The sequence below is a fragment of the Mesorhizobium sp. CNPSo 4684 genome, from assembly GCF_057784315.1.
In genome coordinates, this window is sequence record NZ_JBWLUX010000016.1 from 126,245 (window position 1) to 141,001 (window position 14,757).

The 14,757-nt window shown below is 63.9% G+C and carries 10 protein-coding genes; 5 read left to right on the top strand and 5 right to left on the bottom strand.

Annotation, left to right across the window (positions count from 1 at the left end):
• The first annotated feature begins 5 nt into the window (after window positions 1–5).
• Together AC04SG_RS17385 and AC04SG_RS17390 are read left to right on the top strand one after the other, a co-directional pair.
• Window positions 6–1,289, top strand: coding sequence for an MFS transporter (locus AC04SG_RS17385; protein ID WP_488552031.1), 1,284 nt, complete (start codon window positions 6–8; stop codon window positions 1,287–1,289).
• Between the two features lie 319 nt (window positions 1,290–1,608).
• Entirely contained in the window at window positions 1,609–3,183 is a 1,575-nt protein-coding gene (locus AC04SG_RS17390; protein WP_488552032.1) for an alkaline phosphatase D family protein, read from the top strand.
• Between the two features lie 177 nt (window positions 3,184–3,360).
• On the opposite strand, the gene AC04SG_RS17395 is transcribed toward AC04SG_RS17390, so the two are convergent.
• On the bottom strand, window positions 3,361–3,639 hold the full coding sequence (locus tag AC04SG_RS17395) for a hypothetical protein (protein ID WP_488552033.1): 279 nt from the start codon (window positions 3,637–3,639) through the stop codon (window positions 3,361–3,363).
• A gap of 197 nt (window positions 3,640–3,836) precedes the next feature.
• Between AC04SG_RS17395 and typA the strand changes: the two genes are divergently transcribed.
• Window positions 3,837–5,666, top strand: a complete 1,830-nt coding sequence (typA, locus tag AC04SG_RS17400; RefSeq protein WP_488552034.1) for a translational GTPase TypA — start codon at window positions 3,837–3,839, stop codon at window positions 5,664–5,666.
• Between the two features lie 60 nt (window positions 5,667–5,726).
• On the opposite strand, the gene AC04SG_RS17405 is transcribed toward typA, so the two are convergent.
• Both AC04SG_RS17405 and AC04SG_RS17410 read right to left on the bottom strand, forming a co-directional pair.
• The gene (locus AC04SG_RS17405; protein ID WP_488552035.1) at window positions 5,727–6,353 is read right to left on the bottom strand and encodes a DUF1062 domain-containing protein; all 627 of its coding nucleotides are present in this window, start codon (window positions 6,351–6,353) and stop codon (window positions 5,727–5,729) included.
• A gap of 337 nt (window positions 6,354–6,690) precedes the next feature.
• Window positions 6,691–7,725, bottom strand: a complete 1,035-nt coding sequence (locus tag AC04SG_RS17410; protein WP_488552036.1) for an L-idonate 5-dehydrogenase — start codon at window positions 7,723–7,725, stop codon at window positions 6,691–6,693.
• Between the two features lie 141 nt (window positions 7,726–7,866).
• Here AC04SG_RS17410 and AC04SG_RS17415 point away from each other — a divergent pair, with 141 nt between their 5' ends.
• Window positions 7,867–8,481 carry a LysE family translocator gene (locus AC04SG_RS17415; protein WP_488552037.1) on the top strand — a complete coding sequence of 205 codons (615 nt, stop codon included), beginning with the start codon at window positions 7,867–7,869 and terminating at the stop codon, window positions 8,479–8,481.
• Window positions 8,482–8,559: 78 nt separating this feature from the next.
• On the opposite strand, the gene AC04SG_RS17420 is transcribed toward AC04SG_RS17415, so the two are convergent.
• A complete protein-coding gene (locus AC04SG_RS17420) occupies window positions 8,560–8,883 on the bottom strand; it encodes a YciI family protein (protein WP_181062078.1) in 324 nt (107 codons plus the stop codon).
• Window positions 8,884–9,001: 118 nt separating this feature from the next.
• Window positions 9,002–9,565: a peroxidase-related enzyme gene (locus tag AC04SG_RS17425; protein ID WP_488552038.1), complete on the bottom strand. Its 564-nt coding sequence runs from the start codon at window positions 9,563–9,565 to the stop codon at window positions 9,002–9,004.
• A 131-nt stretch (window positions 9,566–9,696) separates the two neighbouring features.
• On the opposite strand from AC04SG_RS17425, the gene AC04SG_RS17430 reads away from it, so the two are divergent.
• Entirely contained in the window at window positions 9,697–14,487 is a 4,791-nt protein-coding gene (locus tag AC04SG_RS17430) for an NAD-glutamate dehydrogenase (RefSeq protein WP_488552039.1), read from the top strand.
• Window positions 14,488–14,757: the final 270 nt, after the last annotated feature.

Genomic DNA, 14,757 nt, shown 5'->3' on the forward strand with positions numbered 1-14,757 from the left:
GTAACATGATAGCTCAATCCCATCCCTTTGGCCAGCGCTACGCTTTCGTCGTGGTCGGCGTCATCTTCCTCTGCCTGCTGATCGCGGCCGGGCTTCGTTCGGCGCCCTCCGTGATGATGCTGCCGCTGGATAAAAGCTTCGGCTGGGGGCGCGATACCGTTTCGATTGCCGCTGCCATCGGTATCTTCCTCTACGGTCTGACCGGTCCGTTTGCCGCCGCGCTGATGGAGCGGATCGGGCTGCGCCGTACGCTGCTTGCCTCGCTGGTGATCATGTCGGGCTCGACCGCGCTCAGCCTGCTCATGACCGAGCCCTGGCACCTGTTCCTCACCTGGGGGGTGTTTTCCGGCATCGGCTCGGGCGCTGTCGCCACCGTGCTCGGCGCCACCATCGTCAATCGCTGGTTCAAGACCAATCGCGGTCTTGTCATGGGGCTGATGTCGGCCTCCAGCGCCACCGGCCTGCTGGTCTTCCTGCCGCTGCTCGCATCGCTCGCCCAGTCGGGCGGCTGGCAGCCGGTCGCCATCGCCGTCTCTGTCGCCACCGCCTGTCTGTTGCCGCTGGTCTGGCTGCTGGTGCCGGAGCGCCCGGCTTCGATCGGTATGGTGCGCTATGGCGCCGAGGCCGATGACGTGCCGCCGGTGTCGCCGGCCTCGCAAGGCAATTTCCTGGCGCATACGCTGAACACGCTGCGCCGCGCTGCGGGAACCAGGGTATTCTGGTATCTGTTCGCCACCTTCTTCGTCTGCGGATTCACCACCAACGGGCTGGTCGGCACCCATCTGATCTCCTTTTGCGGCGACATGGGCATTGGCGAGGTGCAGGCGGCCGGCCTTTTGTCGATGATGGGCATTTTCGACCTGATCGGCACGACGCTGTCGGGCTGGCTCACCGACCGTTTCGACCCGCGCAAGCTGCTCGGTGTCTACTATGGCATTCGCGGCCTGTCGCTGATTTACCTGCCCTATTCCGGCTTCTCGGCGACCAGCCTGATCATCTTTGCCGTGCTCTACGGTCTCGACTGGATCGCCACCGTGCCGCCGACGCTCAGGCTTGCCAACGAAGCCTTCGGCGACCGTAGCGGCCCGATCGTGTTCGGCTGGATCGTCGCCGGTCATCAGGTCGGTGCGGCAGCCGCCGCAGCCTTCGGCGGCACCATGCGCGAGCTGCAGGGCAATTACGAACTGGCCTTCCTGATCGCCGGCATGACCGCGATTGCCGCGGCGTGTATTTCGCTGCTGATCAACACGAGCCGTCCGGCCTTCGACCCGGAGCCGCAGGCGGCTTAAGCGCGACGGTGGAGCGCTGATCTCCCCCTTGTGGGGGAGATGCCCGGCAGGGCTGAGGGGGGCGCTGTCCCGCCGAGTTATCAGTTCAATCTTCGTGTTTTCCGTTCAATCGAATCGTTAAGCCGGCGCTTGGCCGGCAAGCACCCGAGTGGCTGGCGATCCTTCGCGCCCCCCTCTGGCCTGCCGGCCATCTCCCCCACGAGGGGGGAGATCAGCAGTTCGACTGTCCATTGTTATCAAAACTTCATCTTTCCGAGATGCGGCTGAAACATTGAGGCTGGACGCTGGTGGCGGACGTTCAAGCCATCAGGAGACAGCCATGAACAATATCTCGTTGACCCGCCGCGCTTTCGTCACTTCGGCGAGTGCGGCCGGTCTGCTCGGCGCATCGGGCCTCGCTTTGCCCTATTATTCACGCGCCAGCCAGCGCCCGGCCTTTACCCATGGCGTCCAGTCCGGCGATGTCGATGCCTCGAGCGGCATGGTGTGGACGCGCACCGATCGACCCTCGCGCGTCATGTTCGAAGTGTCGTCGACCGAGAATTTCGCCAACGCCACCCGGCTGGCGCCGCTCGATACCTCGCCGGCCAGCGACTTTACGGTCAAGCGGCTGCTCACCGACTTGGCTGCCGACCAGGACATCTTCTACCGCATGACGGCCGCCGACCTCGCCGACATCAATGTCGTCTCCGAGCCGATCGTCGGGCGCTTCCGCACTGCACCCGCCTCGAAGCGCGACATCAAATTCGCCTGGTCGGGCGACACGGCCGGCCAGGGCTGGGGCATCGACGAGACCGGCATGAAGACCTACGCCACCATCGCCAAGCACACGCCCGACTTCTTCCTGCATTCCGGCGACACGATCTATGCCGATGGCGCCATGAAGGATGAGGTCGACCTGCCTGGCGGCGGCAAATGGAAGAACGTCGTCCTCATCGACGGCAAGCGCAAGGTCGCCGAGACGCTGGACGAGTACCGCGACCAGTGGAAGTACAACATGATGGACAAGAACGTTCTCGCCCTGAGCGCCATCTGCCCGACCTTCTACCAGTGGGACGACCACGAGGTGCTGAACAACTGGTCGGATTCGAAGGATTTGAGCGCCGACAACCGCTACACCGAAAAATCCATCCATGTGCTGGCGGCGCGTGCGGCGCGCGCCTTCCATGAGATGACGACGATCCGCTACGAACCGTCGGAGCCGGGCCGCGTCTACCGCAAGATATCCCACGGGCCGCTGCTCGACGTGTTCTTCCTCGACATGCGCTCCTATCGCGGCCCCAACGGCCCTGACATGCAGGACACCATGACGCCGGAGTCCCGTATACTCGGCGAACAGCAGACCAAATGGCTGAAGCGCGAACTGGCCAACTCCAAGGCGACCTGGAAGATCATCGCCGCCGACATGCCGCTTGGCCTCGTCGTCTGGGACGACGGCACCAGGAAGGTCGGCGCGGAAGCCGTCAGCAATGGCGACAACGGCCTGCCCAAGGGCCGCGAGCTCGAGATCGCCGACCTTTTGCGCTACATCAAGAACGCCGGCATCACCAACACAGTGTGGCTGACGGCCGACGTGCATTACACGGCCGCGCACTATTACAACCCTGACAAGGCACAGTTTCAGGACTTCAACCCGTTCTGGGAATTCGTCTCCGGCCCGATCCACGCCGGCACGTTCGGCCCCAACGATTTCGACATGACGTTCGGTCCGGAGCTGAAATTCATCAAGGCGCCGACGGCAGAACAGGGCCAGAACCTGCCGCCATCGGCTGGCCTGCAGTTCTTCGGATTGGTGGATATTTCAGGCGCTACCGAGCAGCTGACGGTGCGGCTGATGGATCGCGATGACAACGAGCTTTACAAGGTGACGCTCGATCCGGTGCGGTCGGCGTAGGCTGGCTTTGATCTCCCCCGTTGAGGGGGAGATGGCCGCGAAGCAGCCAGAGGGGGTCGGTTCGACCGGGCTCAACCTTCCAGCGCAGCGCAGGAGGCTGGCGCTTCACGCGAGACGACCCCCTCTGTCGCCTTTGGCGACATCTCCCCCTCAAGGGGGGAGAGGGGGCAGCGCCCGTCAATCCGGGTAACAAACCGTCGGAATCTTAGGCCAAACCGCGCTGTCGCAGCCGGCAACCTCCTGCCTCTGCTTGAAGGAGGCGCTGACCGGGCCGGTGACCACGGGGTCGACGCCATCAGGGGCGTCGGCGAACATTTGCTCGGCCGTCTGATCAGAGGACGAGACGGGATTGGCTTCCTTCAGCGTCGCGGCGGATTGCGCGGCATTGGCCGCCAGCAGGGCAGCGAATGCGACCGAAGCGATGAGTGGCCAAAATCGGTTGAGTTTGTCGGTCATGAATTTCGAACTGCCCGGGCCCCGAAAGGTTCCCGCCTTGGTTAACAAAACCATCTCACACCGAGATGCTTAAGATTTGATGAGTATTTGGTGATGCGCCTCCTCTTTCGCAATTGCGAAAAACCCTGTATGAGCCGCGCAACCGAAAGAGGCGGCGCCTTTTGGCCTGCTGCCTGCAACGCTCCCGAGACCACAACATGAAAATTCGTAATATCGCGATCATCGCGCACGTCGACCATGGAAAAACCACCCTCGTCGACCAGTTGCTCCGGCAATCCGGCTCCTTCCGCGACAATCAGCGCGTCGCCGAGCGCGCCATGGATTCCAACGACCTGGAAAAGGAACGCGGCATCACCATCCTGGCCAAGGCGACCTCGGTCGACTGGAAGGACACCCGCATCAACATCGTCGACACCCCCGGCCACGCCGATTTCGGCGGTGAGGTCGAACGCATCCTGTCGATGGTGGATTCGGCCATCGTGCTGGTCGACGCCGCCGAGGGCCCGATGCCGCAGACCAAGTTCGTCGTCGGCAAGGCGCTCAAGGTCGGCTTGAAGCCGATCGTCGTCATCAACAAGATCGACCGTCCAGATGCCCGGCATGTCGAGGTGGTCAACGAGGTGTTCGACCTGTTTGCCGCGCTCGACGCCACCGACGAGCAGCTCGACTTCCCGATCCTCTACGGTTCGGGCCGCGATGGCTGGGTTTCTGAAAATCCGGAAGGCCCCAAGGATCAGCAGCTTGCGCCGCTGTTCGACCTCGTCATCAAGCACGTGCCGGAGCCGACGGTTCATCCCGGCCCGTTCCGCATGATCGGCACCATTCTGGAAGCCAATCCCTTCCTCGGCCGCATCATCACCGGCCGCATCGAATCCGGCACCTTGAAGTCAAATCAGGCGGTCAAGGTGCTGCACCATGACGGCACGCAGATCGAAACCGGCCGTATTTCCAAGATCCTCGCTTTCCGCGGCCTCGAGCGCCAGCCGATCGACGAAGCGCAGGCGGGCGACATTGTCGCCATTGCCGGCCTGTCGAAAGGCACCGTCGCCGACACGTTCTGCGACCCGAGCGTCTCCGAGCCGCTGCATGCGCAGCCGATCGATCCGCCGACCGTGACCATGTCCTTCCTGGTCAATGACTCGCCGCTCGCCGGCACCGAAGGCGACAAGGTCACCAGCCGCGTCATCCGCGACCGCCTGCTGCGCGAAGCCGAAGGCAATGTCGCGCTCAAGATCGAGGAATCGCCGGACAAGGATTCGTTCTTCGTCTCCGGCCGCGGCGAATTGCAGCTGGCCGTGCTGATCGAGACGATGCGCCGCGAGGGTTTTGAAATCGCCGTGTCGCGTCCCCGCGTCGTCATGCAGAAGGGCGAGGACGGCGAATTGCTGGAGCCGGTCGAGGAAGTCGTCATCGACGTCGACGAGGAGCATGCCGGCGTCGTGGTGCAGAAAATGTCGGAGCGCAAGGCCGAGATGATCGAACTGCGCCCCTCCGGCGGCAACCGCCAGCGCATCGTCTTCCACGCGCCGACACGCGGCCTGATCGGCTACCAGTCGGAACTGTTGACCGACACGCGCGGCACCGCCGTGATGAACCGGCTGTTCCACGCTTACGAAGCCTACAAGGGCGAGCTGCCCGGCCGCACCAATGGCGTGCTGATCTCCAACGAGCAGGGCGAGTCTGTCGCTTACGCCATGTGGAACCTGGAAGACCGCGGACCGATGGTCATCGATCCGGGCGTCAAGGTCTATCAGGGCATGATCATCGGCATCCATAGCCGTGACAACGACCTCGAAGTGAACGTGCTGAAGGGCAAGAAGCTGACCAACATCCGCGCCGCCGGCAAGGATGAGGCGGTCAAGCTGACGCCGCCGATCCGCATGACCCTGGAGCGTGCGCTGGCCTGGATCCAGGACGACGAGCTGGTCGAGGTGACGCCGAAGACCATCCGCCTGCGCAAGCTCTATCTCGACCCGAACGAGCGCAAGCGCTTCGAGAAGTCGGCGAAAGTGGTCGGCGCGGCTTAATCGTCTGATTTTTCCGGATATGGGACGGGGCGAAGCACCAACATGCTTCGCCCCTTTCGTTTATCCGCTGGCCGCTGAGATAATGGCTTTGCGGTCGGCTTCGCCGGCGAGATCAATCCGCACGGTGGTGCCGTTGCGGGCCGGCTTGCGCAAAGCCTTGGCCCCTTCCGGATCAACCACCAGCGATCGCTTCTCCTCCAGCGCCTGAAGCCTCGACCGTGAGATGCCGAGCTCGCCGGCAAGCAAGCGGTCGAGTCGCAGCGATGTCGGCATTTCAAGCGCGAGCCTGAGTTCGAGTGCGCTTGCGCGTTCGCCCTCGTCGCCGAGCCTCTGTTTGTGAACGGCGACGTCGGAAAACTCCTCGACGCGGCCAACCCGGCTTCGCAACGTCACCGCATCGAAGGCGTGGCGGCGGGCGAGGGCCGGGTCGTTGCTTTCAAGGGCGGCCAGCATCGCCGGTTCGATGTCGCGGCGGTTGCAGCGTTCGAAAATGCCGAAATTCCACGAATTGTCGCAGTCGATACAGCGATAGATCAGCCAGACGTCGATGCGCTTGCCATTGGCGTTGACGCGGAATTTGTCGCTGCAGCAATAGGCCTTCACCGTGCCGCAGCGATTGCAGTTGATCAGGGGTCGAGGTGCCGTGCAGGGCGCGATCGCCCAGTGGATGCGCAAAGTGCCGGACATGCCGATAAGCCCTTCCTGTCGGGAAGTTCATCAGGCCGGCGATGTCGAGATGCCCCTGCGGGCACGGCGTGGCGGTAGGCTGCGGTTCTTGAAAGTCAGGTGTCGCGGACGCGCGACAGCGGTTCAGCAGTGCCAAACCGGTCTCGAACCGCCGCCTGAGGAACACGTGAAAATGGAGCAGGCTCCGCTGATGGCGGCGCCCTGCCAGGTGTGATCAGGGGAGTTGGCGAGACCGGTGGTTACTGAGGCAAAGTGAAGCTCGAAATGGATGTCGGGACGGCTCTTCTAGCGACAAGAAGCCACGCGGGCAAGGCTCATAGCGGGTGTTCCGCCATGCTCAGGCGAAGGTGATCTGCACCTTCATCGATTGGGTGCGGTCGCCGGCGATCTCGAACGCCGCAACCGCCTCGTCCATCGGATAGATGCCGGTCAGCAGCGGCTTGACGTCGACACGACGGTTGTTGATCAGGTCGACGGCCAGCGCGAACTCGTCGTGGAAACGGAAGGAGCCACGCATCTCGATCTCCTTGGCGACGATGAGATTCTGCGGCAGGGACATGTCGCCGCCAAGGCCGAGTTGAACAAGCACGCCGCGCGGCTTCAACACGTCGAGCCCCGCCCGCACCGCGCGCTCGTTGCCGGAGCACTCGAACATCACGTCGAAACTGCCCTTTTCGACGTTGTAGGCGGCGAGGCTGGCGCCGTCGGTGGCGACATTGATGGTGCGGTCGGCGCCGATCTCACGGGCCTTGACCAGAACGGCGTCCATGACATCGGTGGCGACGATCTCGCGCGCGCCGTGGACGCGCGCAGCCAGGATGCAGAGCGCGCCGATCGGCCCGCTGCCGGTGACCAGCACCCGCTTGCCGAGCAGCGAGCCGGCGCGGTTGACGGCGTGCAGCGTCACCGCGAAGGGCTCGGCGAAGGCAGCTTCGTTGATGGAGACATGGTCCGCTATTTTGTGGCATTGCCAAGCCTCGGCGACCAGGCGCTGGCGGAAGGCGCCCTGTATATGCGGCACCGGCATGGCGCTGCCGTAAAAGCGCATGTTGAGGCATTGGTTCTGCATGCCTTGCAGGCAGTAGCGGCAAGCATTGCAGGGCCGGCTGGGCGAAATCGCGACACGGTCGCCGACCACGAGACCAGAGACGCCGGTGCCAAGCGCTCTTACCGTACCGGCGACCTCATGTCCCAGAATCATCGGCTCGCGCAGGCGCACGACGCCGAAGCCGCCATGATTGTAATAGTGCAGATCCGAGCCGCAGATGCCGCCGGCTTCGACTGAAATCTCGACCTGTCCGGCGCCCGGCGTGCCTGGATCGGTCTCCTCGATGCGCAGGTCTTTTGCCGCGTGGATGACAATCGATTTCATGGCCGCGATCCTTTCTCAAAGCACTGGCGCGGACAAGTCCGGCCTCCGAAATATGTCGCGTGCGCAGGCCCATCAGGCGGATGGGTGCCAAATCACCAGCGATCGGATATTCTTGGTAGTCCAACGTTCGAAGGCACTGCCATGCACCTCACCTCGCTGCTGATCTTCGCCGCCGCTCTCTTCGTCGCCGCCGGCTCGCCCGGTCCGTCGATCGCGGCACTCGTCGCTCGCGTCATCTCGAAAGGGTTTCGCGACGTGTTCCCGTTCCTGCTTGCGATGTGGATTGGCGAGGGCATCTGGCTGTCGCTGGCGGTGTTCGGACTGGCTGTCGTGGCGCAGACGTTTCACTTCGCTTTCGTGGTCGTGAAATGGGTCGGTGTCGCCTACCTCGCTTACCTCGCCTGGAAGATGTGGACCGCACCGGTCGAGGCCAGGGAAGGCGAGATGCCACGCGAGGATTCGCCGCTCAAGCTCTTCTTCGCCGGCATGGCGGTGACGCTCGGCAACCCCAAAATCATGGTGTTCTACCTGGCGCTGCTGCCGACCATCATCGATCTCGCTTCGGTCAGCGTCGTCGGCTGGGTCGAGCTGACGGCGACGATGGCGGTGGTTCTCATCGCGATCGACCTCGCCTGGGTGGTCGCCGCCTCGCAGGCGCGCAAGCTGCTGAAGAGCAAGCGGGCGATGAAGATCGCCAATCGCATCAGCGCCACAACGATGGCCGGCGCCGCGGCGGCTATAGCCGCGCGGTCATAGGGCATGACCCCAAACCGAAGGATCGCATCAGCGAAAGGCGGGATCGTTTTTTGCTTCGATGACCTTCGGTAGATCGCGTCACATCATTTCGATGATCGGCGCGATCTCGACACTGAACGCCGGGTCCATCAGGATCGGGCAACCCTTCGCCTTGGCGACGGCATCGTCGATGTCCTTCGCTTCGACGATCGTGTAACCGGCGGTCGGACTGCTGCCACCATTGTTCTCGACCTTGCCGCCGGGCAGCACCATCTTCGACTTGCCGACCGGATTGCCGCCGTCGACGACGGCCGAGCCAAGCTTGCCGTACCAGCCGGTCCAAGCGTCCATCGAGGCTTTCCGCTCGGCCTCGTCGGTCGGCATCTTGCCGGAGCCATGATAGACATAGAGAAATTTCGCCATGTTCTCCTCCCTTGGTGAGCGGCTCGAACCGGCACGCGGTCATGCCGCCCGCCGATCATCGGACCAAACGGGCAAACAAGCAACGAGAATGAGGGATAGCTGATATAAGCCGGGCGCCTCACCTTGCCATGGCGTGGTATTCGTCGTTCGGTCGCATGTCGATGGCCGCGGCGACCCGGTTCGACATGTTGAAGAAGGCGGCGGTCGAGGCGATGTCCCAGATGTCGCGGTTGGTGAAGCCGGCGTTGCGCAATGCCGCCCGGTCCGCCTCGACGATCTTTGCCGGCTCTTCGGTCAGCTTGACGGCGAATTCGAGCATCGCCCTCTGCTTCGGGGAAAGATTGGCGGCACGGAAATTCATCACCATCATCTCGCCGAAAGCCGGGTCGCCGGAGAGTTGTCGCACCGCCGCGCCATGCGCGGTCAGGCAGTAATAGCAATGGTTGATCGAGGAGACGACGACGGCGATCATCTCGCGCTCCAGCTTCGACAGGCCGGACTCGCCGAGCATCAGATCATTGTAGGTGTCGGTGAAAGCGCGCAGTTTTTTCTCGTCAAAGGCGTAGGCAAGAAGCACGTTGGGCACCAGACCGAGCTTTTCCTCGCATTTGGCGAAATAGGCTTTTGTCGCCTCGCTGAGCTCCGCGATGCCGAGGTCAAGGGCGCTGATTTTGCCGGACATGGGGTCTTCCTTCTCGTTCACTGCCGCCTGACCGCCGAATTCCGATAATTCTTGGCGAGCCGTCAAACCTTTGTCGCCAAACGGCGGTCATCTGCTACCATAGTCGTAAAAGCATATGACGGGAGGACATCATGGCGAGCGTGAAATCCGCAGCTAAGTCGAAGAAAAAGGCCAGCGCGGCGGTGAAGCCTGACGAGAAGTCGGCCCGGCTTGCCGACTATCTGCTGGCCCGCGCGCCGGCTGAAGACATTGCCGCCTATGACACCGCCGACCTCGAGCGCGCCGCCGATCTGGCGGGACGGGCCGTCGCCGTCCACAAGAAGGGCCACAGCGTCGTTGCCGTCGATGCCGATTCCGGTGTCTCTCGCGAGGGCCGGCCGGTGACGGTCATCACCGTCGTCAACGACAACATGCCGTTCCTGTTCGATTCGATCCTGGGCGAGATCACCGAGACATCAGGCGAACCGACTTTGGTCACCCATCCGGTCATCGTCGTGCGCCATGGCAAGGCCGGTGTTGACGAGATCCTCGGCGACGGCAGCGCTCTCAAGGACGACGGCAATCACGACCGGCTGAGCGTCGTTCATGTCCACATTCCCCGCCTGACGACGGAACAGGCGAATGCGCTGGCCGATCGCTTGCGCAAGATGCTCAACCAGGTCCGCGCCGCAGTCAGCGACTGGAAGCCGATGCTGGCTCGTCTCGACCAGGCGATTTCCGAATTCCGCTATTCCGCCGTGCCATTGGACAAGAAGAGCGTCGCCGAGGCGATCGCCTTCCTGGAATGGCTGCGCGACGACAATTTCACCTTCCTCGGCATGCGCGAGTTCAAATACACCGGCGGCGCGGAGAGCGGCAATCTGGAACGCGCCGACAAGCCCGGCCTCGGCATCCTCTCCGACCCCGATGTGCTGGTGCTGCGGCGTGGCACCGAGGCTGTGACGACCACGCCCGAAATTCGCGCCTTCCTGCATGGGCCGGAGCCGCTGATCGTCACCAAGGCCAACGCCAAGTCGCTGGTGCACCGCCGCATCTATCTCGATTACATCGGCGTCAAGACCTACACCGCCAAGGGCACGCTTGCCGGCGAACTGCGCATCGTCGGCCTGTTCACCTCGACCGCCTACACGCGCTCGGTGATGAAGATCCCGTATCTCCGCTCAAAGGCCGAAACCATCATCGCCAAGTCCGGTTTCGACCGCCACGACCATTCCGGCAAGGCGCTGATCAACGTGTTGGAAAGCTATCCGCGCGACGAACTGTTCCAGGTGCCGGTGCCGGTCCTGAAAAAGCACGCCGCAGCCATTCTCGGCCTGATCGAGCGGCCGCGGGTGCGGGCGCTGGTGCGCGTCGACCAGTTCGACCGTTTTGTTTCGATCCTCGTCTTCGTGCCGCGCGACCGCTATGACAGCGTCGTGCGTGAGAAGGTCGGCACCTATCTCAAGACGGTGTTCGAAGGCCGTTTGTCGGCTTACTATCCAGCTTTCCCGGAAGGCGGGCTGGCGCGGGTCCACTTCATCATCGGCCGTTCTGGTGGCAAGACGCCGAAGGTCGATCAGGCGGCGATCGAAGCGGCCATCCGCGACATCGTGCGCACCTGGGATGACGCGCTGGCCGAGGCGGCGGAAGCCGGCGGCAGCGATCCGTCGCTGAAGGCGATCGCTGCGCGGCTTCCCGAGAGCTACCGCGATTCCTTCAGCGCAGCCGTGGCGCTGGCCGACGCCGGGCGCATCGCTAAGATAAGCGCGAGCAATCCGATTGCCATCGACTATTATCGCCACGCCGAGCAGAAGCCGCATCAGGCGGCGCTGAAGATCTATCATCATGGCAGCCCTGTGGCGCTGTCGCGGCGGGTGCCGGTGCTGGAAAACATCGGCTTCCGCGTCATCAGCGAGCGCACTTTCGAAGTCGACGAGGAGGGCGGCGACACCGTCTTCGTCCACGACATGGAGCTGGAGAACAGCTACGGCAAGCCGATCGACCTCACCGATGGCGGCGCGCTGTTCGAGGACGCGTTCCTGTCGGTCTGGCGCGGCGAGATCGACAATGACAGCTATAACGGCCTTGCCCAGACCGCCGGCCTGTGGTCGGGCGAAGTCACCATCCTGCGCGCTTATGGCCGCTATCTGCAGCAGGCCGGCATTCCGCAGAGTCAGGATTTCATAGCCGCCGCGCTCAACCGTTATCCGGACATTGCGCGCGGCCTGCATGCGCTGTTCGTCGCCCGCCTCGGGCCGACGGCCGAGACGGAAGGCGTCGTCGCCGCCAAGCACCTCAAGGCCAAGATCAAGGACGCCTTGGAAGAGGTGCCCAATATCGACGACGACACCATTATCCGCCGTTATCTCAACCTGATCGAATCATCGCTGCGCACCAATCATTTCGTCTCCGAAACGAAAGCGCGGGGCCAGTCGTTGGCGATCAAGCTCGATTCGCAAGCGGTCGAGGGTCTGCCGGCGCCGCGGCCATGGCGCGAGATCTTCGTCTACGGGTCCGAGGTCGAAGGCGTGCATCTGCGCTTCGGTCCGGTGGCGCGCGGCGGCCTGCGCTGGTCGGACCGCGCCCAGGATTACCGCACCGAGGTGCTGGGCCTGGTCAAGGCGCAGCAGGTCAAGAACGCCGTCATCGTGCCGGTCGGCGCCAAGGGCGGCTTCTTCCCCAAGCGCCTGCCCACGGGCGGCAGCCGCGACGCCATCTTCGAGGCCGGCACCTCGGCCTACAAGAACTTCGTCTCCAGCCTGCTGTCGATCACCGACAATATCGGCCTGGATGGAGTGATCCCGCCTGCCGGCGTTGTCAGGCGCGACCCCGACGATCCCTATTTCGTCGTTGCTGCAGACAAGGGCACGGCGACCTTCTCCGACACTGCCAACGCTATCTCGGAGAAGCACGGCTTCTGGCTCGACGACGCCTTCGCCAGCGGCGGCTCGGCCGGCTACGACCACAAGAAGATGGGCATCACCGCCAAGGGCGCCTGGGAAGCGGTGAAGCGGCATTTCCGCGAGATGAACCGCGACATCCAGACCTCGCCCTTCACCGTCGTCGGCGTCGGCGACATGTCGGGCGACGTGTTCGGCAACGGCATGCTGTTGTCGCCGCAGACCAGGCTGATCGCCGCCTTCGACCATCGCGACATCTTCATCGATCCCGATCCGGACAGGGTGGCGTCGATGGCCGAGCGCGAGCGCATGTTCGCGCTGCCGCGCTCGTCCTGGCAGGACTACGACAAGACCAAACTGTCGGAAGGCGGTGTCATCGTCTCGCGCAGCCAGAAGTCGATCACGCTGCCGCCGGCGGCGGCAGCGGCGATCGGCCTCGCCAAGACCACGGCAACGCCGGCCGAGATCATGACAGCCATCCTCAAGGCGAATGTCGATCTGTTGTGGTTCGGTGGCATCGGCACTTACTTGCGGGCATCGGGCGAAACCAATGCCGAAGTCGGTGACCGCGCCAATGACGCCATCCGCATCACAGCGCTCGATGTCCGGGCGAAAGTGATCGGCGAGGGCGCCAATCTCGGCGTCACGCAGCGTGCCCGCATCGAGTTCGGCATGAATGGCGGCCGCTGCAATTCCGACGCCATCGACAATTCGGGTGGCGTCAACTGCTCGGACGTCGAGGTCAACATCAAGATCGCCCTGGCGTCCGCCATGCGCAAGGGATCGCTAACCCGGCCGGCGCGCAACAAGCTACTCGCCGAGATGACCGACGAGGTCAGCGGACTGGTGCTGTCCAACAATTACGAGCAGACGCTGGCGCTTTCGATCGCGCGCAAGCGGGGTCTCGCCGACATCGCGCATCAGAGCCGCTTCATGACGGCGCTGGAGGCGCGCGGCCTACTCGACCGTGCGGTCGAGACGTTGCCGTCGCCGGCAGCCCTTGCCGAGCGCGAGGCGCGCGGCGAGCCGCTGACCCGGGCCGAGCTCGGCGTGCTGCTTGCCTATGCCAAGATCGTGCTGTTCTCCGACATCGTCGCCAGCGACGTGCCGGACGATGCGCATTTCGACCGTGACCTGATGGGCTATTTCCCCGACCGCATGGCGAAGAAATACGCCACCGAGATCCACGGCCACCGGCTGCGCCGCGAGATCATCGCCCGCGTCGTCGCCAACGATCTCGTCAATCGCGGCGGCCCGTCCTTCGTCAACCGGCTGCAGGAAGCCACCGGCCGCAGTGCCGCCGACGTGGTGCGCACCTTCGCCGTGGTGCGCGATGGCTTTGGACTGCCGGCGCTCTACCGCGAGATCGACGCGCTCGACAGCCAGATCGATGGCCAGGCACAGCTCGACCTCTACCAGTCCGTCAGCCGGCTTATCTTCGTGACCAGCGGCTGGTATCTGAAGAACGATGCGGGGGCCGCAGCGCTCGGCCAGCGCATCGCCGAATTGCAGGAGGCGCGCAAGGCACTGGAGCCGAAGCTCATCTCGCTGCTGCCGGGCTTCTCGCGCGAGCGGATCGAGGAGCGGCGGCACGGCCTGTTCAAGGTCGGCGCGCCGGAAAAACTGGCCGAAAAGCTGGCGCTGGCCGATCTGGCGGAGCTGATCCCTGATATCGCGCTGGTGGCGCGCACGGCCAATGCCGACATCGTCGCGGCGGCCAAGGCGTTCTTTGCCGTCAGCGATGCTTTCCGCATTCCGCGCGTCGAAGAGGCGGCGCGTTCGATCACGCCGTCGGATTATTACGACCAGCTGGCGCTGTCGCGTGCCACAGACACGATCGGCGCGGCGCGACGCGGCATCGCGGTCGCCGCTCTCTCCGGCCATGCCGGCACCGCGGACCCGGTGGCCGCCTGGCTGGAGGCCGGCGGCGAGCGGGTGGCCCGCATCCGCGAGCGGCTGCAGGCGCTGACCGAAGGCGGTGACATCACCGTGTCGCGGCTGTCGGTGGCGTCCGGGCTGATGAGCGATCTGACGGGGATGTGAGGCTTCGCAAGGCTTTGGGTTCCTCGCCCCCGCAAAGCGGGGGAGAGGTGGCCGCGAAGCGGCCGGAGAGGGGCTTCGTGGGCTGAACCTTGACCAGTAAATCCAAACGCACGGCGCTTTTCCCCCTCTCCGTCTCGGCTTCGCCGAGCCACCTTGTATCTACACGAGAGAGATTTCGTGGGATTGAAGCGATTGAGCCAAGGTCCGGGCGGCCGCCCGGACCTTGGCTTGGCGAAGTCGCCCGTACCACCTGAGGTTACAGCCGCGGGA

Bases quoted from the DNA above. Each gene is read 5' to 3' on its own strand.
- AC04SG_RS17405 (WP_488552035.1), bottom strand. From the start codon at position 6,353: ATGTCCGGCACTTTGCGCATCCACTGGGCGATCGCGCCCTGCACGGCA.
- typA (WP_488552034.1), top strand. From the start codon at position 3,837: ATGAAAATTCGTAATATCGCGATCATCGCGCACGTCGACCATGGAAAA.
- AC04SG_RS17385 (WP_488552031.1), top strand. From the start codon at position 6: ATGATAGCTCAATCCCATCCCTTTGGCCAGCGCTACGCTTTCGTCGTG.
- AC04SG_RS17410 (WP_488552036.1), bottom strand. From the start codon at position 7,725: ATGAAATCGATTGTCATCCACGCGGCAAAAGACCTGCGCATCGAGGAG.
- AC04SG_RS17430 (WP_488552039.1), top strand. From the start codon at position 9,697: ATGGCGAGCGTGAAATCCGCAGCTAAGTCGAAGAAAAAGGCCAGCGCG.
- AC04SG_RS17420 (WP_181062078.1), bottom strand. From the start codon at position 8,883: ATGGCGAAATTTCTCTATGTCTATCATGGCTCCGGCAAGATGCCGACC.
- AC04SG_RS17415 (WP_488552037.1), top strand. From the start codon at position 7,867: ATGCACCTCACCTCGCTGCTGATCTTCGCCGCCGCTCTCTTCGTCGCC.
- AC04SG_RS17395 (WP_488552033.1), bottom strand. From the start codon at position 3,639: ATGACCGACAAACTCAACCGATTTTGGCCACTCATCGCTTCGGTCGCA.
- AC04SG_RS17390 (WP_488552032.1), top strand. From the start codon at position 1,609: ATGAACAATATCTCGTTGACCCGCCGCGCTTTCGTCACTTCGGCGAGT.
- AC04SG_RS17425 (WP_488552038.1), bottom strand. From the start codon at position 9,565: ATGTCCGGCAAAATCAGCGCCCTTGACCTCGGCATCGCGGAGCTCAGC.